This window comes from Nostoc sp. JL23, assembly GCF_017115065.1.
GTDB lineage: Bacteria > Cyanobacteriota > Cyanobacteriia > Cyanobacteriales > Nostocaceae > Nostoc > Nostoc punctiforme_A.
The window spans coordinates 1-20333 of record NZ_JABXKN010000114.1 but is presented as its reverse complement, the minus strand read 5'-3'; the positions used below and the strand labels follow the sequence as shown (position 1 = coordinate 20333).

Below are 20333 nucleotides of genomic sequence, written 5' to 3'. Positions count from 1 at the left end.
TCACTGGTGGATTAAAATCGGGGCTTAATCGTAAGTGATTTACCGAACATGATATAATACCTCGCAGGTTGCTTTCGATTTAGCAACAGTGATGAAAGCAGCTCAAGCAATTTCCAGCGAGATTGAACTGGAGCAGTTGCTTAGTTCGTTAATGCAAATCCTGATCGAGAATGCTGGGGCCCAAACCGGATGTTTGCTTTTAGAGAACGCAGGCGAATGGAGAATCGACGCTGCTTGTGAACTGGTTGAAGGTGAAAGTGGCCGCACGACCCGAGTGCTGCAATCGACTCCAATCACGAATCGCTTACCTGAATCAATCATTCAATATGTGATCCGAACCCATGAAACTGTCCTCTTAAATGACGCAACGCGTGAAGGTCATTTCATCCATGATCCCTATATTCAGAATAATCAAACTCAATCGCTTCTCTGTTTGCCGCTGGTGAATCAGAGCAAGCTTGTTGGCGTGTTGTATCTAGAAAATCAATTAGCGGCTGGAGCCTTTACACCCGATCGAACCCAAGTTCTGAATCTACTCTCTACGCAGGCAGCGATCGCGATCGAAAATGCTAAACTCTACTCAAAGCTCCGCGCCAGCGAAAATCAGATGGCTCAATTTCTCGAAGCGATTCCCGTAGGCATTGGCATTATTGACGCGATGGGTTGCCCTTACTATGTCAATCAGCGGGGCATTGAGCTGATGGGTAAAGGCGTTGATCCTGCCGCCACAGCGGAGCAACTTTCAGAGGTTTATCAATTTTATGTAACGGGAACCGATCAAATTTATCCGAGTGAGAGACTGCCAATTATCCGAGCGTTGAGCGGCGAATGCACCAGGATTGACGACGTAGAGATTCACCAAAACAACGCAATTATTCCCGTTGAAGGATGGGGCACTCCAGTTTTTGACGAACAGGGTAAGGTGGCTTATGCGATCGTCGCCTTTCAAGACATTACCGAGCGTAAGCAAGCAGAGAAACTGCTAGCCGACTACAACCAAACGTTAGAACAACAAGTCACTGAGCGAACGTTGCTGCTTTCACAAGAGATTGAACAGCGTCAGCAAGTTGAAAACGCCTTGCGCCAAAGTGAAGAGCAACGTAGGCTGACAATGAATTTCGCCTACATCGGCAGTTGGAATTGGAACATCTTAGACAATACAGTGCATTGGGATGATAACAACACTCGATTGCTGGGGGTAGAGCCTGGTGAAGTTGAGGTTAGCTATCGGGCGTGGTGGGATCGGGTTCATCCAGAAGATGTCGATCGGGTTGATCAAGCGCTTACAACCGCTCTGGCAACTCATACTGATTATGAAGGGGAATATCGAATAATTTACCCAGATGGTAGTATTCACTGGCTCGTTAGTCGAGGTCGAGGGATCTATAACGAAGCCGGACAGCCTGTGCGAATGTTGGGTGTATCTTTCGATATTAGCGAACAGCGAAACGCTGCACTGCAAGAACGCAAACGTGCCGAAGCAGCCTCCATTTTAGAGGAACGCAACCGCATGGCACGAGAAATTCATGATACACTGGCGCAAGCATTCACAGGGATTCTGGTTCACATGGGAGCCGTCTCTCGATTAGTCGCAACCAACCCAAATGCCGTGCAGACCCATATTGATACGGTTCGAGATCTGGCTCGCAGTGGGCTAACAGAGGCTCGGCGATCGGTTGCCGCACTGCGTCCCCAATTACTAGAAGATGGCGACCTGTGGACGGCACTGGATCGATTTATATCCACCATGTCATCCTTAACCGAAACCCACCTGATTTACGACATTATTGGCACACCCTATGTGCTACCGCCCGAAACTGAGAATCATCTCCTGAGAATTGGGCAGGAAGCCTTTACGAATGCAATCAAGTACGCCCATGCGGGCGAAATTCGAGTGGAGTTGGTTTATGAACCAACCTCATGCTTTTTACGAGTTAAAGACAATGGACAAGGATTTGAAGTCACCACCACCACGCTCAGCCAAGGATTTGGCCTACTGGGAATAACTGAACGAGCCGAACACATTGGGGCACAGCTTTCGATCGAGAGTCAACTAGGGCAGGGAACAGAAGTGCTTGTCACTGTAAATCGGGAGGCAGTGATATGAGCCAGTCCGCAACAGTCCGCATTTTGATTGTTGATGATCACGCGATCGTCCGCCAAGGACTCGCTGCCATGATTGAGAATGAGCCCGATATGACCGTGGTGGGACAGGCGGGCAACGGGCAGGACGCGCTCGACCGATATCGACAGCTACAGCCTGATATTACCTTAATGGACTTACGTATGCCCCACATGAGCGGCGTAGATGCGACCATCGCCATCTGCGCTGAATTTACCCATGCCCGGATCATTGTGCTAACCACTTACGATGGTGATGAAGATATTTATCGTGGATTGCGTGCTGGCGCTAAAGGCTATCTGCTCAAGGATGCTGAACCCGATGCCCTCCTTAATGCCATCCGTATCGTTCACAGCGGGCAACAATATATCCCTTCCGAAGTTGCTGCCAAACTGGTGCAACGGATGAATAACCCAGAGTTGAGCGATCGCGAGCGAGAAGTCATTCATCTTATGGTCGATGGTTTAAGCAATCATGACATTGGTGTGGCTTTGAATATTACTGAAAGTACGGTCAAATTCCACATCAATCGCATCTTGAGCAAATTGGGCGTAAGCGATCGCACTCAGGCGGTGGTTACAGCATTGAAACGAGGACTTGCTAAGTTGTGACTGAACTTAAGTTCGGTTGCTGATTAGCCGCAGAGATAGATAATGCCCATCCTTTCGTTTCTTCCAAGACTAAACGCTGGGTTGGCGACAAAGTATTATCAACTTTGTAAGCTAGAGCTATCGAAATGAAGGAGCGAAATTCCAATATTTTGGGAAGAACAAAGGGTCAAGAGTAAAGATAAAAACAAATTGCTTTTCATCCTTTTTCTCTTTGATCAGGATGTATTGGAAGGTTCAACGATTGTAGGAGGAATCATAAATAGTCATGGCAGTTACTCATGTCATGAGAAACTCTTTTGTCAAAATGTCCGATGAACCAAGATAGCTATTCTAACCAACTCCTTGTTCTACCTTCCCAGCGTGACCACTACCAGGGAACGCTCAATGCCCCAGTTGTACTTGTGGAATATGGAAACTACGAATGTTCTCAATGCGGAGAACTGCATCAATTAATTCAGGTCATTCAACAGCATTTCACTTCTGTTTTTCTTGAGGAGAATCGGATTTGTGTAGTATTTCGTCATTTCATTGAGAATACACTCCATCCCCGCGCGCAAAAGGTAGCGGAAGCTGTAGAGGCCGCCGCCGCACAGGGTCAGTTTTGGCCAATGCATGACCTACTGTTTACGCATCAACAAGCCCTGGATAATGGCTTTCTTGTGGAGTATGCCGATAGTTTAGGGCTTGATATTTCTCAATTTCTGCAAGATATATCGACACAAGCTCACATTGATCGCATCAATCAAGATATCGAGAGTGGATATCAAAGTGGAGTAACAGCTGCCCCAGCACTGTTTATTAATGGGATTCACTATAGCGATCGCTGGACTGTTGAGCAGATAATGGCAGCGATTGTTGCTGCAAATGATTAACGACAAGAACCAGAGATTTCAGCAATTTAGTAAGAATACAGAGGCTAGGGATAATTTTATCTCCTTTGGGCTTCATTATGAGTATTTTCAGCCTATTACCACTGCTCGATAATCTCAACATGAACACAAATACAAACATATTCAACATGAATACAAATACAAACATCCGAATTGATTCCACCGAACTACTCGGCAAAAAAGTTTTGGTAACAGGCGGGACAAAAGGCATAGGTGAAGCGATCGCTACACGACTGAGGCAAGCCGGTGCAACGGTCATGACTACCGCTCGTTCAATTCCCGAAAACCTTGAATCGCCTGACCTGTTCATAGGGACTGACCTCAGCACGCCCGATGGGGCGAACAAACTTGTGCAGGAAGTATTCGCTCGTTTCGGCAGTGTGGACATCCTAATTAACAATGTCGGCGGCTCCTCTGCATCAAGCGGTGGTGCGCTTGCCCTGACAGATGGGGATTGGCAGCAGGCATTCAATGACAATTTATTCGCCGCCGTCCGTTTGGATCGGGCATTTCTGCCCCGGATGCTTGAACAGAAGTCAGGTGTCATCATCCATATCTCGTCGATCCAGCGTCGGCTCCCGCTTCACGACGCGACATTAGCGTATGCGGCGGCAAAAGCGGCGCTGGCAACCTACAGCAAAGGGCTGTCAAACGAAGTTGCGCCCCAGGGGGTGCGTGTCAACGCCGTCGCACCCGGCTTCATCGAAACGAAGGCGGCTAAGAGACTCATCGAGAGATTAGCTCAGCAGGCCGGCACTGACCTTGATGCTGAACGCCAAGGGCTGATGGACTCACTCGGAGGAATCCCGATGGGACGACCGGGCCGCCCCGAAGAGGTCGCGGAGCTTGTCGCTTTTCTAGCGTCCGACCGCGCCTCTTACATCACAGGCGCTGAATATGTCATTGACGGAGGAACGATCCCGACCGTCTAACGCCCAAGCAAGAACAAATCAACATTACAAAATTTGGAGGTACTTCTCTAATGGTGAACGAACACTACGACTTCATCGTCTGCGGCGCAGGCCCTGCGGGCTCAGTAATAGCGGCAAGGCTCGCCGAAGACAAACAAGTTAATGTTTTGCTAATCGAAGCAGGTGGAACTGATGAAGTGCCAGAGGTACTGACTCCAGCACAATGGCCGTTGAATCTTGGATCAGAACGTGACTGGGCCTTCGTTGCACAGCCCAACGCGCATCTGAACGGACGCTCAATTCCACTGAATATGGGCAAGGTCCTTGGGGGCGGCTCAAGTATCAACGTTATGGTGTGGGCACGAGGACACAAGAATGATTGGAACTACTTCGCTGACGCTTCCGGCGATCCGGCATGGGGGTATGAATCCGTCCTGGATATCTATCGCCGCATCGAAAACTGGCAGGGAGCGAGTGACCCTGTGCGTCGGGGAACAGGCGGCCCCGTTCACGTGGAATCCGCAGCAAATGCCCAGCCCATTGCACAGGCCATGGTTGAGGCTGCAAACAGCATGGGTATTCCGCGTTTCGAGAGTCCCAACGGCGAAATGATGGAAGGGCGCGGAGGCGCTGCTATAAACGATCTAATTATCCAGAACGGACGTCGCTCTTCCATCTTTCGGTCGTATGTCTATCCTCTCCTGAATCAGCCGAACTTATCGGTCTTGACTCACACCATTGTTAGCAAGCTTATCTTTGATGGCAGGTCGGTCATCGGAGTTGAGGTGATCCAGGATGGCAGGCGCAATCAGTACTACGCTTCGGAGGAAGTCATCCTCTCTCTCGGCGCAATCAATACGCCGAAGGTTCTCCTCCAATCCGGAATCGGACCGGAAGAGGAACTTCGCAGGCACGGAATACCCGTTGTTCAGCATCTTCCTGGGGTTGGCCAGAATCATCAGGATCACGTTTCGTTTGGCTGCATCTTTGAATACCATGAGCCTCAGAAGATTAGCAATGGCGGCTCGGAAGCTACTCTGTACTGGACGAGTGATCCCAACCTCAAGCAGCCCGACATGTTTCACTGCCAGGTTGAGTTTCCGGTGCCCAGCGCAGATACGGCTCACCTTGGGGTTCCAGCGCACGGTTGGACGATGTTTGCGGGTCTGTCGCACCCTAAAAGCCGGGGCACGGTGCGGCTTTCCGGCCCTGACGTAAACGATCCGGTGCTAATCGATGCAAACACTCTGTCGCACCCCGATGACCTGAAAGCCGCATTCACCAACATCGAACTTTGCCGTGACCTCGGCAATAGTACCGTCTTCGAGAAGCTGGTGAAACGTGAAGCGCTGCCAGGCAAACTAGGTCGAAGCGAAATGGAGAACTTCGCCCGCAACGCAGCGGTTACATACTGGCATCAGTCCTGTACCGCCAAAATGGGGCAAGATTCCATGTCTGTAGTCGATGGCAATCTGAAGGTCTATGGCATCAATAAGCTGCGCGTGGCGGATGCTTCCATCATGCCTGAGATCACCAGTGGAAATACGATGGCCCCCTGCGTCGTTATCGGCGAACGAGCAGCAGACATTCTCAAGAAGGCGCACCGGATGACGTCCTGCCAGGCGGTGGAAGTGGCTGGTTGAGCCGCCCACTGTACGGAGATGAAAAGTGATCGTGACGGGTGCGAGATGTCGGTACCTCCAGGTGAGTACGGCACGGGAGTCCGACTGTCCTACTGAACGAGAGCCGCGGCTTTGAGCAGTCCGATTCGCTGAACATCTCGATCAGATGCCGACCCCTGCACCTGAGCATTGAGTGAAAACTTGCTGTTCAAATCCCAATTTCCGTCCTCAGTCACGCACTGATGACTACGCCAAATTGAGTTCGATCGAAAGTGTCATGGAGGAATAGCCGCATGAGTATCTCAACCCGGCAGCGTATTATAGCTACGTCCCACGGCTCCCTCGCAGTCGAGGAGACTGGATCAGGCGGTATACCAGTGCTGCTGATCCATGGCAATTCGTTTTGCCGTGGTGTTTTTCGCAATCAGATGCAAGGACAGATCGCGAAGAAACATCGCTTCATCGCGTTCGATTTGCCAGGTCACGGACAGTCCAGCAACGCAGCTGATCCGAAACTTAGCTACACGCTACCCGGACTTGCGGACGCCGCCGTCGAGTTGCTCGACGAATTGGGTATAGCCGAGGTCATCGTGTTTGGTTGGTCGCTCGGCGGACATATCGGGATAGAGATGATCCCGCGTTTTCCGGGGATGCGAGGGCTGATGATTTGCAGTGCCCCACCTGTGAGTCACAATCAGATGTCGCAAGGGTTCAACGCGTCACCGCATCTGGGCGTCGCAAGCAAGCAGGAGTTGTCTGAAGCAGAGGTCAACGCCTTCGTTGAAGGCACCATCGGTAAATCGGCTGAGCCATTCCTCCGGGATGCCGTCGCGCGTGCAGATGGCCGTTTTCGCAAGAGGCTGTTTGAGGCCGCGCGTGCTGGAGAAGGCGTGAACCAGCGTCTGATCTTGGAAAGCAGTCCTGTTCCGCTCGCAGTGGTGAATGGTGGCGCGGATCGCCTAGTTAATCTTGATTACTTCGATACTGTCGCGTATGCCAATTTGTGGGAGGGCCGCTGTCATCGCCTGGGGCACGCCCCTTTCTGGGAAGCGCAGGAAGAATTCGCTCCGGTACTCGAACGTTTCTTACGGGATGTCGAAACCGGCCGTGGAACCAATTTTTATAAAGACTGAGATTGTTCTTGTGCTTATCGAAATCAAACAATAAACCAATTCCCAAAAAAAGAGACTCTCATGCCTTACGTTAGTGTCGGTCAAGAAAATTCTGCCAGCATTGATATTTACTACGAAGATTTTGGAGTGGGTCAACCTGTGGTGTTGATTCATGGGTTTCCGCTCAGTGGTCATTCCTGGGAAAAACAGGTTGGAGTGTTGCTAAAAGAAGGCTACCGAGTCATCACTTACGATCGCCGAGGATTTGGTGATTCCAGTCAGCCTTCGTTTGGCTATGACTACAACACCTTTGCGGCGGATTTAGACACGCTGATGACAAAACTTGATTTGCGTAATGCTGTTCTGGTCGGCTTTTCAATGGGAACAGGTGAAGTAACTCGCTATCTTGGTAAATACGGTTCAGAGCGTGTCAGTAAAGCAGTGCTAATGGGTCCAGTGCCACCCTTTCTGTTGAAGACCGATGATAACCCGGAGGGAGTTCCTCAGAGTATTTTTGACGGCATTATGAGAGCAATTGCTGAAGACCGTCCAGTCTATCTATCCACATTCCTCAAAGACTTTTTCAACGTGGATGTGTTTCTCGGCGATCGCATCAGTAACGAGGCTGTCCAGATGAATTGGAATGTGGCAGCAGGAGCTTCTGCTAAAGCAACACTGGATTTTGTACCGTCTTGGCTGACTGACTTCCGCGACGATCTACCCCGCATTGACGTGCCAACTTTGATCATTCATGGAGATGCCGATCGCATGTTGCCGCTTGAGTCTACCGCAGCAAGACTCCCGAAGCTGATTAAAAACAGTCAACTTGTGGTCATTCCTGGCGGACCGCATGCCATTAACTGGACTCATGCTGATCAGGTCAACCCTGTGCTGCTGGATTTTCTCAAAGAAAATTAAGCCACAAAAAAGCGTAAACCAAAAGATTTTGATATGGACAATATGACGACGGAATTCTACGTTTGCCGGGTGTGTTTGTGTATATGCCTGCAAATACACCCCATGCAATTCAACGGCTAGTTCTCTATCAGGGTTAGTTAGATTAAGAATTAGTAGTTTAGTTTTACCAAGTTAATCAAAAGTGATAATTGTACAGTTACACAAGATAAAGGGCGCATATATTTTTTGGTCTAAACTATCACTAACTATCTCTAACCCTGATTACTACGTTTTTATGAAGATATCAAAGCTGGCTTTCAAAGCTTTGTACAGACTCACTTGTAAATTTTTGGACAGGTCTATTAACGCTCTTTCAATCATCCATCTTTTTGGAAGAACTATCATGAAACCAATCACAATCGACACGATTACTCAGGCTGTCATTAACCACGGTGACGGTGGCAAAACTCATCCACGCCTGTACGAAATTTACACAAGTTTAGTAAACCATCTTCACGCCTTTGTACGCGAGGTGAACCTGACCAAACCCGAATTGCAGTTGGGGCGTGATTTCCTCAATCAAGCCAGCCGCCATAGGCAAGAAATTCCCGATGGGGAGATTCACATGTTGACGGATTTGCTTGGCATTTCGGAGTTAGTGGAATTGCTGCAAGACTCCAACAGTGGCACCGAAGCAAATTTGCAAGGACCCACCTACGTGCCCAATCCGCCTCAACGCAATTTGGGCGATCGCCTTGGCATTGATCTAGAGGGTAATCCCCTGTTCCTCTCGGGTCGTGTGCTGGATGTAAACGGACAAGCGATCGCCAATGCGGTGGTCGATGTTTGGCAACCTAGCTCCACAGGGCTGTATGACATTCAAGATTCCTCCCAACCTGCCGGGAACTTTCGTGGGCAATTCCACACCGATAACAACGGCAACTACCACTTTGAAACGATTGTGCCAAATGGGTATAACGTGCCAGCCAGTGGACCCTGTGGGCAGGTATTGCACCTCCTGGGACGACACACTTGGCGGGCAGCCCATATCCACTTCAAACTGAATGCACCGGGCTATGCTCCGCTAACAACGCAAATTTTCATTGATGGTGATCCTCACCTCGAATCTGACACCACCTTTGCGGTGCGATCGGCAATTATCCAACTGCAAAAGCATGACTCACCGGATGCCTTGAAAGCACGGCAACAGAGCCAACCATTCTACACTGCCGAGTTTGATTTTGTGCTGAAGCCACTGGAAACAGCAACTGTAAACGATATTAAGTATGCTACTACGGTTGCTTAAAGGAGTTTAATCATGTCTGTCTCATTAACTCAAGAGAATCCATTACTCGGAACCTGGAAGCTGATTTCAGCCAGTGCAATTAATAGACCTCTTGCAGAATTATTTTATGGTAAGATTGGGGGTTTTTAGCTTGATTAAACTCACTTATACGATACGAGCAAACAAAAAAACTATCAAACCGAGAGTTCAAACGTCTGGTGGGAGTCCAAAGGCTGACATTTGATCAGATGGTTAAAGTCATGGGAGATACTACGGAAACCAAACAAACGCGTGGTTGTCCTCCCAAGCTAGATTTAGAAGACCAAGTTTTGATCTGCCTACAGTATTAGCGCGGGACTCGCGCCAAAGAAGAATTAATTGTTTGTTCTACTCAGCAGAATTTATTTGTACAGCAAGCTGGTTTAACTTCAGAGGTTATTGGTTATAGTCAAACTCAACTTCCTCAGTTAATGTGTTACTTTGATTTACCTCCAGGTAATGTTTATTTAGGATATGAAATCACTCAAAATAGACAAAATGTCATTAAAAATTTATGTGAGGGTGATGTTCTTGAGTTAAGAGCAAATAACCATAATAATGCTTGGAGCAGGGCAAACGCATCTAAATATTGAAGGCGAATGATCAAGATGGAATTCCTCAAAGTTTTACCACATAAGACTTCCAAAAAAGGAAGCGTCGATTAAATAATAATGATAATCTTTTTTATGAGGTAGATTAGTGGCAGCCGACGGCTACCAGGGCAATGCGGGTTCTTTTTTGTAGTAAATTCAAGAGTGCGGTAAATAAACAAAGAAAAACCACCGACTCGCTCCCTTCATGAAGCTAAAGCCGAAAATCACGATTACTGACCACTTTGCACAGATGGAAGATCCACGAATAGATCGCACAAAACGTCATAAGCTAATCGATATTTTGACTATTGCCATTTGTGCAGTGATATGTGGGGCAGACAGTTGGGTGGCAATTGAAACATACGGATGTGCGAAGTCTGAGTGGTTAAAAACGTTTTTAGAACTACCAAATGGTATTCCATCACACGACACTTTTATGCGAGTATTTGCACAAATAAATCCCCAAGAGTTCCAAGAATGTTTCCTTAATTGGATGAAATCAATAACTAAGATAACTAATGGTGAAGTTGTTGCAATTGACGGGAAAACTTTACGCGGTTCCTACGATAAAAGTAGTGAGCAGAGTGCAATCCAAATGGTAAGTGCCTGGGCAACTACAAATAAATTAGTGTTGGGACAGGTAAAGGTGGATGAAAAATCAAATGAAATTACAGCGATTCCAGAATTATTAAAGGTGTTAGAACTATCTGGATGTATTGTGACGATTGATGCAATCGGTTGCCAGAAAGAAATTGTGAAGTTAATTACACAACAAAATGCAGATTACGTTATTACCTTAAAAAAGAATCAAGGTAATCTGTATAATGAAGTAGAAAAACTATTTAAATTAGGGATAAGCACGGGTTTTAAAGAGCTTCAACATAGCACATATCAAACAGAAGAAATGGAGCTTGAATTTAATAGTTTATGTTAAACTTTCCCTTCTTCTCTAGAAAGGAAAACTCTTGTATACCTAATCAATGTGTTTTTTAGTATTAATAAATAGTAATTAATCTAGAAATAAGCTAATTAGTGTTTTGCAATTATACTGATTTATTTTACTTATCAACCTATCAAATTTTCCAGTTATTTATGTGATTTTGAAATTTGTTTGAGTTTTTATTAGTAAATAAGATGCGTTTCCCCTGGCTCACCAATGGATGAAACAGTGAAATGGACTAACCTAACTCGACAAGAAATAGCTCTGCAATTGAGATGCGGAGGGAATCAGTGTTAGTGTCACCGTCGTAGACCAACTGCTTGAACGTTACCACTACATCTCATAAACTACTATTGTTTTATTTTAGCCATCCTCAACTAATTTTCTCATGATTTGAAAAATACTCTATTGTGTTAACTTGTGCATCGAGAAGTGCCGTATAAGTATTTCTTTTCAAATTCAATGACTCAATACTGTTTTCATCAACAACACTTACAGGTGTATTATCCCCATTTATTTCCTCTACGGGATGTACATTACTGTTGGCAACCTCTACAAGCTGATTATCCGGCGAGATTGAGTCGGAGCTTTGAGGGAAGCTAATTTGGTCAACACTGTGAACATCTCAGCTTTTGTATATTTCCCCGAAGAATTGTATCGTAAGCTACCATTTTTTAGCGTTCGCAGAACTTTTAGATATACTGAATTTGCGTTGACGGTAGATTTCACGGCTAAAAGAACCTCATAGAGTTAGCATAAATTGCCATCAGAGATCGGTTACGCAAATTGAGGCGGTTTAAAAGGTGAGTCACGTGGGTTTTCACCGTCCCTTCTGCAATGTAAAGTTTTTGAGCGATTTCACGGTTAGTCAAGCCTTGGGCAATCAAACGCAACACATCTCGTTCGCGTGGGGTTAATTCAGTTAATTCTTTCTGGACTGGCTTTGATGTAACAGTCTCTGGGTCTGGGACGTTGGCCATAAGCTTTTCCATTAGCCCAAGCCCTAATTGAGTATATCCCGAATACACAAACCGAATCGCCTGTGCCAACTCTTGCGAAGGCATATCTTTGAGCAAATAGCCCTTGGCTCCCGCACGGATGGACTGGGCGACATACCTATCATCATCGAATGTACTTAAGACTAAGACTTTGGTCTCTGGATATTGCTGACAGATAATCCGTGTGGCTTCTCTGCCATCCATCACAGGCATACGCACATCCATCAACACTACATCCGGTTGTAAAGCAGATACCTGCTCAATGGCAGTTTCACCGTTATCGGCAGTTCCTACCACTTGCAAATCTGGTTCCAGCGTTAGCATAGCTTTCAGACCTTGGCAAATTAAACTTTGATCGTCCACCAGTAATAAGCGAATCATGTCAAGTGCGACTTTACTTAGGTAAACATTATTTAACCTACCAATGCCAGGAGTAGAATTTCGGATTATTTTTTAAATATATTTACTTACCCTTAAACGCTCCTTATATCATGTCCGCCTAATCACTTGTTCAAAAAATTCTCCGCGCCAGAGTGTCTTCCTGTCCCCCGAAGTTCTGATGCCTACGGCGGGCTACGCCAACGGCGGAAGCTCCCGATCAGACTTCTCTGCGCGTCAGTCTAAACTGTCTGGCGATCGCAATGGCAATTCAACTATTATCCTACAACCACAATTAGGCTTGGTTTCCAGGTGAAAGTAACCTTCTAAGGCAGCGACTCGTTCTTGCATCCCTTGGATGCCAAATCCAGCAATTTTTTCGTTGAGATCGAATCCCCTACCGTTATCTTCAACTCGCAGGTTTATACTGTCGTTGGTAGCAACGATCTCAATTTTGACTTCTGTAGCTAGTGCATATTTGTAAATATTAGTCAAACATTCCTGGACAATTCGGTATAAAGTTCTGACCACAGGCAGTGGTAAAATTACTCCCAGGTTGATTTTTGTACTGGGACACAAACCAGTGCCTTGACGAAAATCTTCCACCAAAGATGCGATCGCATCTTCTAAAGGTCGCTCATCTGGTACATCTTCTCGCAACGCCCTCACAGATTGGCGCACCTCCTTCATCGCCATTTCTCCTAGCCGTTGAGCTTGAGCCAGAAATGACTCGGCCGAAGCAGGGTTAACAGACCAAAGTCTGATTGCTGTTTGAATTTGCACGTTGAGAGCTGTCAGCGCATGACCTAAAGAATCGTGAATCTCGCGGGCGATGCGATTACGTTCTTGGACAGCTGCCAGGTCTTCTATTTGCAAAGCATACTGTTGCAGTTGCTCGTGGGCAACAGTGAGTTGTTTTCGTGTCTTTTCCTCGACGAGCAATATATTTACCAATTGCAAAACTAAGAATAATCCCAATGCAAACATCAGTATTTCAGCTAATTGATGCATCCAAAACCGCTGCTGTTGCTCCGGCGGCACCACTTGGACAACGGTTTGAAAATACTGTCCTTGATGCACCAAAAATAGAATAAAGCACAAACTTGCTACAATTAAACGCCCACGTGATTCAAACAGGAAGCAACTGCGAATCACCACAATTAGATACAGCGTCGGTAATATATGGAGATATCCCAACACTGTGCCGCTAAAAATCAAAATAATTGCGATCGCAGTATAGGACACTTTGACCCAGAGATGACCGCTTGGTAATCTCAAACCCATTAAACCAAGCAAAACCAAGATCAACACATGTTGAACTGGTATACTTCGGTTTCCCAGACCTTCAATTACAGCGAGTGAAGCACAACAGATAAGCATCACCCATTCGGTGTAAAGCAAAAAACGAAAAGGATTAGGGCGGATCGGTAGTAACAGGCTCATAGAAATAACTGGATGCAAAGCTTTGTTTCATTAATACTCTTAACAGTATCTTTAGCACCATAGCAATTTAGATGTTTATAACTTTCGTTGTAACAGATGTTTTCACCCACGACGAAAGATATAGAGATATTTACTTAGTGACTGGCCAAAGTTAAAAATAATTTATCTAATTAGTTGTAGTGGAATACAAGACGTTTCTCAGATGTTTATTTTTTACTGAATCTCTACGATAAATGTAGTTCATAAAAGATAAATTTACAAAAAGGAGCAAAAATGTTGACTAGGAAATTTACAGTTTTGGCAGTTTTAATTACCAGTTCCATAGCTGGATTTGCCATTCACCACACAACTGTATCGGCACAAACTGTACAAGATGTGACTTTGTGGGATAGGCAGATTGGGAGAGGAACATCATTTAATACAAATAAAGCCGTAGCCGATTTAAGTAAGTTTGGATTCAACAACAAAGCCTCAGCTATTCAAGTTAACAATGGTCAGAAGTGGAGATTCTACGCTGGCAAAAACTTTACAGGTGAATATATTGATATAGGACCAGACGAGGCTGTTGGAAATATCGGTCGGCTCAATAATAAAATCTCATCCCTCAAAGCAATTCGTTAAGTCATCCCCTATAAGACTTGCCTACGGGAGCATTCCCAATACTGCTGGGGTTTTGGATTTTTAACTCGGAATTGGGTTTGGGGAAAAGGGTAAAGGTTAAACTAATTCGCAATGACGCTCCCTACGAGACGCTAAAAGCGAACGCGGACTCGCTACCGCTACGTTCGCGGAGCGTCTCGTAGAGAAGAGAGCAATTACGTTTTGTGATGGGGATTTAGCTTAGGCTTCAATTCGCCCTGCCCTTCAAAGGCTAGGACTTAAACCCCCAAAGTTCGTTAAAGGTTTTTTCTTTCCCCTTTTTCCCGCCCCTTTTCCCCAAAGCCCGACAAGTATTGGAACTTACCCCATCTGGAGTCAGAAAATTATGGGATTGCATCCGAAATCTGTTTATTTGAAGATGTAGAACATTTTTGTCAGCATAGGGAAACAAAATCATGAAGCTAAATTTATTTAGTGTAATTGCTCTTTTAGCAACATCTACTTTAGTTGGGATTAATAGCCCTGGTAATGCTACACCTAGCAATTATCAGGAAACCTGTAACCATATCTCAGTTTCTGGCAACGTTCTCTCAGCTAATTGTCGCCGAAGAAATGGTACATTCAACAAAACTTCAATAGTCTTGCGGGGGATTGAAAATATTAATGGCACTTTTAAAGTGAATAACCCTGCTAAAGTTAGCAATTATCAGTTAACTTGCGATGATATCCGCATCAGAGGAAACCATTTAACAGCTACTTGTAAAAGAACAAATGGCACACTTAAGCGGACTTCAATATTCTTGCAGGGGATTAAAAATATTAATGGTGTTCTGAAGTATAGCAGCAGTTCCTGAGTCGCGCCAAAAGGGGGTATGAGTAGCATTCGCCCAGAAAACCGGGTTAATAAATATTACATGAGTAATACAAGGATTTTTAAAAGCTTAAACCCTTATTTTATCGTTGAGTAGTTACTCGATAATCAGTAAAAGTCAATGACTTTCATTATCGTCATAATCCTTACCTAATAAGGTTTGGGGGTAAATGAGCAATCGAACAGAAAGTTACACTAAGGCTGTAACCCTTACTGAATTAGCATTCTGCAAATCGATATTTTTCGCAATTCTCGATGTACCAATTAACCTATAGAACCCATTTGACATCTAAGAAGGTGCTGCAAGCCTCTTAATCATTAGCCTAATGAAACAGAGATTGAGTTTGGCAGTGCCACTAACCTTTCTTTCGTTCAAAGTTCTTAACCAGAATTTTACAGCGCTCCATCCAAGCATTGGAGCGTTCGATCACCCCGAAAAGCTATTGCCGGAACAAATCCAGATTTTCCTTGTGCCGCTTTCTCTTGTCTCCAAGACTTCGCTAATGTGTGGAATTGGTTTTAGTTCTTGCTCCAAGGGAGCGATTTCTCGCTCTTTACAAAGTTCCACAAAGTTTTTGGGCAATGGTTTGTTGTAAGATGTCTCGATAATCTCTAAACAGGTTTTTAACGACTTGCCAATAAATTTTTGAGTTACTTCTGCATAGGTGATAGGAAAGCCAGCTTCAGTGAGCGTTTCTGCAAAAATGCGATTAAGAATTGGTTCGCTATCAACCAAAACTCCATCACAATCAAAAATCACAAGATCGAACTCGGTTTTGCCCATATTATTGCCTGAAATTAACTTTGATAAGGACGCGGTAGTTGGCGTAATTTATGAGCAGTATCTAACTCACTATTGTTTTTCTACCATATCCCTACCCTAAAATGCGGCGGTACTCACCCTTGGAACTACGCCCGCTTCCTCGACTACTGCACTGAGCGATTATTTCTCCAGCGTGTAGGTGGTCGTTACCGCTTCATCCACAAACTGCTGCAAGACCACTTTGCCCAAATGGAGTTTAAGGGGAATGTTGATTGAGAAAGAAACTACAGTCAGCGTAATTTACCGCCGCTCTCATCGCTCTCCGTAAGATTCAAGCGATCGCGTCTCGTAGAGAGGAAACTTAATATTAATATATGGGTTCTGATGAGCGATGCCTACGGCGTCATATGACCCTCTGTGAGTTTTGCCATCTATAGTTACTAGTTCTACACCCAACTTCTCAACCAATGATTGCACCCACTGCCAAAAACATCGCTCAAATTATGCAGGGATTGATTTTCTCGAATACTCTTTCTTTACGTATCTGGACTGGGTATTCCGAATGGTAGTTCTAGAAACGTCTCTAACCACTCTTGTTTATTGAGCCCATACTCCTCGATATCTTCCCAACCTTGCGAAGAAAGCTATTACTGCCAAAATCGCTATGGTAATGATATCAGTGAGTAAATGATATCTTGTCCTTTCCACTCTACGGAACTAAAGCGCCTCCCTATTTTTAATCAATTCCGTAGACTACCTATAGATACTGCTCTGTCTGCTTTCCTGTTTTTGTCCTTTGATCTTCACTCTTGTCCCATGTATGAGGTTTCTTAATGTGATTTATATTTCGGAAAACATCGTGTTCGTATTTATCTAAAGTAACGAACCATTCTCCCATCTTACACCAGGCAATTGGTTCGTCGCTTTCTGTGGCAACCGCCTGCACTAGTTGAGCTACATTGCTCTCCATCTCCTGCGCTTCTAAATGCTGATTCATTCGATATGTAGCTTGGTCCCCATGCTGGAACATCGCATACTCTCCCTGCACATGGACTTTTTTTGGATCTCCCTGTAATTCTGCTTTCCCACTACGCATTGCAGAGCTTCTCCCTTGGCTTTGTATTCCCTTATTTAGTCGGTCTAATAGGCGAACTTTTTCGGGAGTAGCCTCAGGAATTTGACCTCCTCCAGCACCTGCTGAATAAACCTCGTGGAGGTCATAATCCCCGGTATATAAATATTGTTTCCACCCCGTCACCCTTTTTAGGCTTAGTATCGCTAACCCACCATCAGGAAGGTTTACATTCAGGGGAACATAAGGCATTCCATTGTCTCTCTGTATATAAACTTGCCGCTCTACTTGGGGTGGTATGTTGTCGATTCTTAGACCTATTAACTCGTTATTTGCATTCCAATGTCCTACGAAACCATCTAAGTCCCATTGTTCCAACTTTCTTAATACCTCTTGTGCTCGATTATTGTACCCTCTGTTTACCGAGCTTTCTTTAATTGATTTTTCTAATATAGTGTGGGGTTTAGCTTTTGCTCGCTCCGCTATTCTTCTTATCGATAATGGACCCGTTTCTCGTATGGCTATTGTATATTTATTTTTTTCACAAACGTCCGAGATTGCTTTTAAATGCCCTTCCCATACGATTTCTTCCAGCTTTTCTTGCCTTTTGCTTGCTGCAAACTTATTGTAGATTTGTTTTTTTTCAAATAGATTTAGCTGGCTTACAGCCTTATTGTCTGGCTTCCTCTGTAGTCTACTATCATTCTGCCGTACAACGTGTGCAAGCTCATGCGCCAACAACTCCTGTCCTCTCTGGCTGCTTGGCTCATCTGCTCCTTGTCGAAAGAACACATCCTGCTCCGTTGTAAACGCCTTCGCCTGTATCGATTGATTCAACCGATCAGCCTGGGAATCTATAATATGAATCTTCACCCCACCAAAATCAGCCCCAAACGGCTGCTCCATCGGTGATTTGATACTTTTTGCCAGTGGTTGTCTGCTTCCTCGTGCCTGTTGTATTGATGTTTCCAAATCTGATGATGCAGGTATCCCTCCATCTGACGCACGCTGCATCATCGGCTTCATTTGTAATTCCTCTTCTTCGGCTGGCAGAGATTCTGGCTGTATGCTGCCCTCGGGTTTCATTTGCAGTTCTTCTTCCTCTTCAGGCAGAGACTCGCGTTGAACACTGCCTTCTGGCTTGATTTGCAATTCCTCTTCTTCGTCAGGTAAAGACTCTCGCTGGAGTTTTTTGCTTTGTGGTTGATGAATCCTTTGGACTACCTGACGCGCAGTTTCGTCAGCCTCTTGCTCGTACTTATCGCCAGGTTCTCCAATTGTCAGTTTTGCTTGTATTGGTGTTGGTGTATTTGGCCTTCTCAGTGAAATATTGGCAATATTATGACTAAATCGGGTTGCGTGTTCAAGTCGAGAATTCAATAATCCGTCCATCTTGGCTTGCAACACATTTAGGCGCTCTTGTCCTTCGGGCGTAATCGAGCCAGACTTCGCCTGTAGCTTTAGTTCAGTTGCCTCCATTTGTTTGTCAGCAAAGGCATTGTCCTCGATTTCTTGAGTTGACTTGTGTCCCCCTGTCGCATTTGCTGATGGAATACTAGAGAGCTTAGGCGCTAGTGCTGAATTATTTTCTGGGGTTTTAGGATTTGAGGGAGTAGATAAGTGGATTTTGGGGAATTTCATCTTACACTTTTTAGTTAATAGAAATTTTTTGGTTTTACCTCAGATAACTTTTGAATTTACACCCTACACAGGCAGAAATAATTGGCTTATAAAAAAACTTTTTAGTTTCCTGAAAATTGATTTTACTATTGTGTCACGTGTTTGTGTATATAACGCTAGGTGTACGTCCCTACATTAATTACGCTAAGGTTAATGAACATAACTATTATCTCGCTAGTGGATAAAAGCAAAGAAGTAAAAAGCTACTCTAGTAACAAAAGTAATTATTAATAGTAGTAATTCCAATCGAACTATGCCGCGACGATGGACTGAAAATGCTACTGTCGCAACTTCTCCAGTATTATGGAAATAAGAAGGTTCACTATGAAAGATTGATAATTAGTAGCCTCGCCACCATAAAAATTTAAGTAAAAAACTCCGTCAATAAAAACTATAATAGCGATAATTACTCCAGATATTAAAAGGTTAAAATTAGTATTTTAAATTCTTTTTCACTTACATTTTGTCTAATGGCTGGCATTTCAGATTCTCCCAGTCGAACTGTTATAAATTATTTGAACTGCCAAGAGTTAAATTACGAAATTAAAAATAGTTCTTAAAATTTTTAATCTTACTTCAACTAGTAGCTTTGCCCCTAATAATGCTCCTAAAATCCTTAGATATTGCAACTAAATTGCTCTTGATGTTTGCCTGAATTAAATATATGCAATTAACTCTAATTTGTCGTCCACTCAGAGTTGGAATTTGTATACCATATAATGATTGATGAATCAGTCCATATATCAATGGAATGTTGGTTCCAACTAAGGTTTGAATCTAAATTCAAACTTTAGTACGAATTACTTACAAACTGACAATCCCTCATTTAACGCCAACAATCACAACTTGAGTGTGATTGTTGACTGTCAATTTACTTAAAATTCGATTAATGTGAGATTTTACAGTGCTTTCAGCGATACTCAAACTAGTGCTAATTTCTAAATTCAGTAAGTCGTAAAGTTTTGCTAAAGCGTGATCGCCAATTAGACGCTCAGTAGAGGTTAGTTTTAAAATGGGCGTTGTTGCGTGAATAGGGAAAATGGTAAATTTTACTTACCCCTAATCCTCACTTACGGGGTAAAAGTGACTGTTGGTGTATCGTTAGCCATGTAGGGGAATTCATCTGTACAGTGACAATGTGGGATGGGCAATATACTGTAAGAATTGACCACCTTAAATCACTCAACTATTTGGATTCAGAATGTCAGCAGATGCAGTTAATCAGCGAGCGCATTAATCGACTACGAGACAATGAAAACTTAGAAGAAGCTGCCCGTACTATGCTGAAGCACTTGGGGAAATTAAAGCGACCGTATTTGACTGCGGTGGAGGAGAAGTTGTTGAGTGTACTGGAGTCTGAATATGGCAGAGAGATAACACCCTAAACAATTTTGGCAATTTGGTATCAAATGACTTAGAGTTGCAGTTTCAATGGAGATATCAACACAACAGGACAGTGAAGAAGCTGTACGAGGGATAGAGCAAAGCTTTCCGCTTCTGGTGTCC

General features: G+C 44.6%; 16 protein-coding genes and 3 pseudogenes. 13 read left to right on the top strand and 6 right to left on the bottom strand.

The genetic code is table 11. From position 1 onward, the window contains the following. Nucleotides 1-91: 91 nt before the first annotated feature. From HWQ42_RS23175 to HWQ42_RS23135, 9 genes and pseudogenes are all read left to right on the top strand, one after another. Nucleotides 92-2107 (top strand): PAS domain-containing protein, encoded by a 2016-nt coding sequence (locus tag HWQ42_RS23175; RefSeq protein WP_292816470.1) that lies wholly within the window; start codon nt 92-94, stop codon nt 2105-2107. Next, a complete protein-coding gene (locus tag HWQ42_RS23170; protein WP_292816468.1) occupies nt 2104-2733 on the top strand; it encodes a response regulator transcription factor in 630 nt (209 codons plus the stop codon). The genes HWQ42_RS23175 and HWQ42_RS23170 overlap by 4 nt, the downstream gene beginning before the upstream one ends. 311 nt (nt 2734-3044) lie before the next feature. Continuing rightward, nucleotides 3045-3605, top strand: a complete 561-nt coding sequence (locus HWQ42_RS23165) for a DsbA family protein (protein WP_292816466.1) — start codon at nt 3045-3047, stop codon at nt 3603-3605. Nucleotides 3606-3682: 77 nt separating this feature from the next. After that, nucleotides 3683-4555, top strand: coding sequence for an SDR family oxidoreductase (locus HWQ42_RS23160; protein WP_292816465.1), 873 nt, complete (start codon nt 3683-3685; stop codon nt 4553-4555). A gap of 50 nt (nt 4556-4605) precedes the next feature. After that, a complete protein-coding gene (locus HWQ42_RS23155) occupies nt 4606-6177 on the top strand; it encodes a GMC family oxidoreductase (protein ID WP_292816463.1) in 1572 nt (523 codons plus the stop codon). 356 nt (nt 6178-6533) lie between these two features. Beyond that, nucleotides 6534-7289 carry an alpha/beta hydrolase gene (locus tag HWQ42_RS23150; protein ID WP_292816461.1) on the top strand — a complete coding sequence of 252 codons (756 nt, stop codon included), beginning with the start codon at nt 6534-6536 and terminating at the stop codon, nt 7287-7289. A 60-nt stretch (nt 7290-7349) separates the two neighbouring features. Continuing rightward, nucleotides 7350-8186 (top strand): alpha/beta hydrolase, encoded by an 837-nt coding sequence (locus HWQ42_RS23145; RefSeq protein WP_292816459.1) that lies wholly within the window; start codon nt 7350-7352, stop codon nt 8184-8186. A gap of 382 nt (nt 8187-8568) precedes the next feature. Continuing rightward, entirely contained in the window at nt 8569-9471 is a 903-nt protein-coding gene (locus HWQ42_RS23140) for a dioxygenase (protein WP_292816457.1), read from the top strand. A gap of 816 nt (nt 9472-10287) precedes the next feature. Then, nucleotides 10288-10986, top strand: a pseudogene (locus HWQ42_RS23135) (ISAs1 family transposase); the annotation flags it as partial. 767 nt (nt 10987-11753) lie between these two features. Here HWQ42_RS23135 and HWQ42_RS23130 read toward each other — a convergent pair. Together HWQ42_RS23130 and HWQ42_RS23125 are read right to left on the bottom strand one after the other, a co-directional pair. Continuing rightward, a complete protein-coding gene (locus HWQ42_RS23130; RefSeq protein WP_292816455.1) occupies nt 11754-12401 on the bottom strand; it encodes a response regulator transcription factor in 648 nt (215 codons plus the stop codon). 234 nt (nt 12402-12635) lie between these two features. Then, a complete protein-coding gene (locus HWQ42_RS23125) occupies nt 12636-13841 on the bottom strand; it encodes a sensor histidine kinase (protein ID WP_292816454.1) in 1206 nt (401 codons plus the stop codon). 273 nt (nt 13842-14114) lie between these two features. Between HWQ42_RS23125 and HWQ42_RS23120 the strand changes: the two genes are divergently transcribed. Together HWQ42_RS23120 and HWQ42_RS23115 are read left to right on the top strand one after the other, a co-directional pair. Beyond that, nucleotides 14115-14462, top strand: coding sequence for a beta/gamma crystallin-related protein (locus HWQ42_RS23120; protein ID WP_292816452.1), 348 nt, complete (start codon nt 14115-14117; stop codon nt 14460-14462). A gap of 434 nt (nt 14463-14896) precedes the next feature. Beyond that, complete coding sequence (locus HWQ42_RS23115) at nt 14897-15295, top strand: CVNH domain-containing protein (protein ID WP_292816450.1); 399 nt, start codon at nt 14897-14899, stop codon at nt 15293-15295. 444 nt (nt 15296-15739) lie between these two features. On the opposite strand, the gene HWQ42_RS23110 is transcribed toward HWQ42_RS23115, so the two are convergent. Continuing rightward, nucleotides 15740-16096, bottom strand: coding sequence for an HAD family phosphatase (locus HWQ42_RS23110; protein WP_292816448.1), 357 nt, complete (start codon nt 16094-16096; stop codon nt 15740-15742). 72 nt (nt 16097-16168) lie between these two features. On the opposite strand from HWQ42_RS23110, the gene HWQ42_RS23105 reads away from it, so the two are divergent. Further along, nucleotides 16169-16351, top strand: coding sequence for a hypothetical protein (locus tag HWQ42_RS23105; protein ID WP_292736455.1), 183 nt, complete (start codon nt 16169-16171; stop codon nt 16349-16351). A 126-nt stretch (nt 16352-16477) separates the two neighbouring features. Here HWQ42_RS23105 and HWQ42_RS23100 read toward each other — a convergent pair. The 3 genes and pseudogenes from HWQ42_RS23100 to HWQ42_RS23090 form a co-directional block, all read right to left on the bottom strand. Then, nucleotides 16478-16786, bottom strand: a pseudogene (locus HWQ42_RS23100) (ISAs1 family transposase); the annotation flags it as partial. Between the two features lie 46 nt (nt 16787-16832). Further along, complete coding sequence (locus HWQ42_RS23095) at nt 16833-18788, bottom strand: DUF4157 domain-containing protein (RefSeq protein ID WP_292816446.1); 1956 nt, start codon at nt 18786-18788, stop codon at nt 16833-16835. Nucleotides 18789-19649: 861 nt separating this feature from the next. Next, nucleotides 19650-19772: pseudogene (locus HWQ42_RS23090) on the bottom strand (LuxR C-terminal-related transcriptional regulator); the annotation flags it as partial. 191 nt (nt 19773-19963) lie between these two features. On the opposite strand from HWQ42_RS23090, the gene HWQ42_RS23085 reads away from it, so the two are divergent. Beyond that, nucleotides 19964-20212, top strand: a complete 249-nt coding sequence (locus HWQ42_RS23085) for a hypothetical protein (RefSeq protein ID WP_292816471.1) — start codon at nt 19964-19966, stop codon at nt 20210-20212. The last annotated feature ends 121 nt before the right edge of the window (nt 20213-20333 follow it).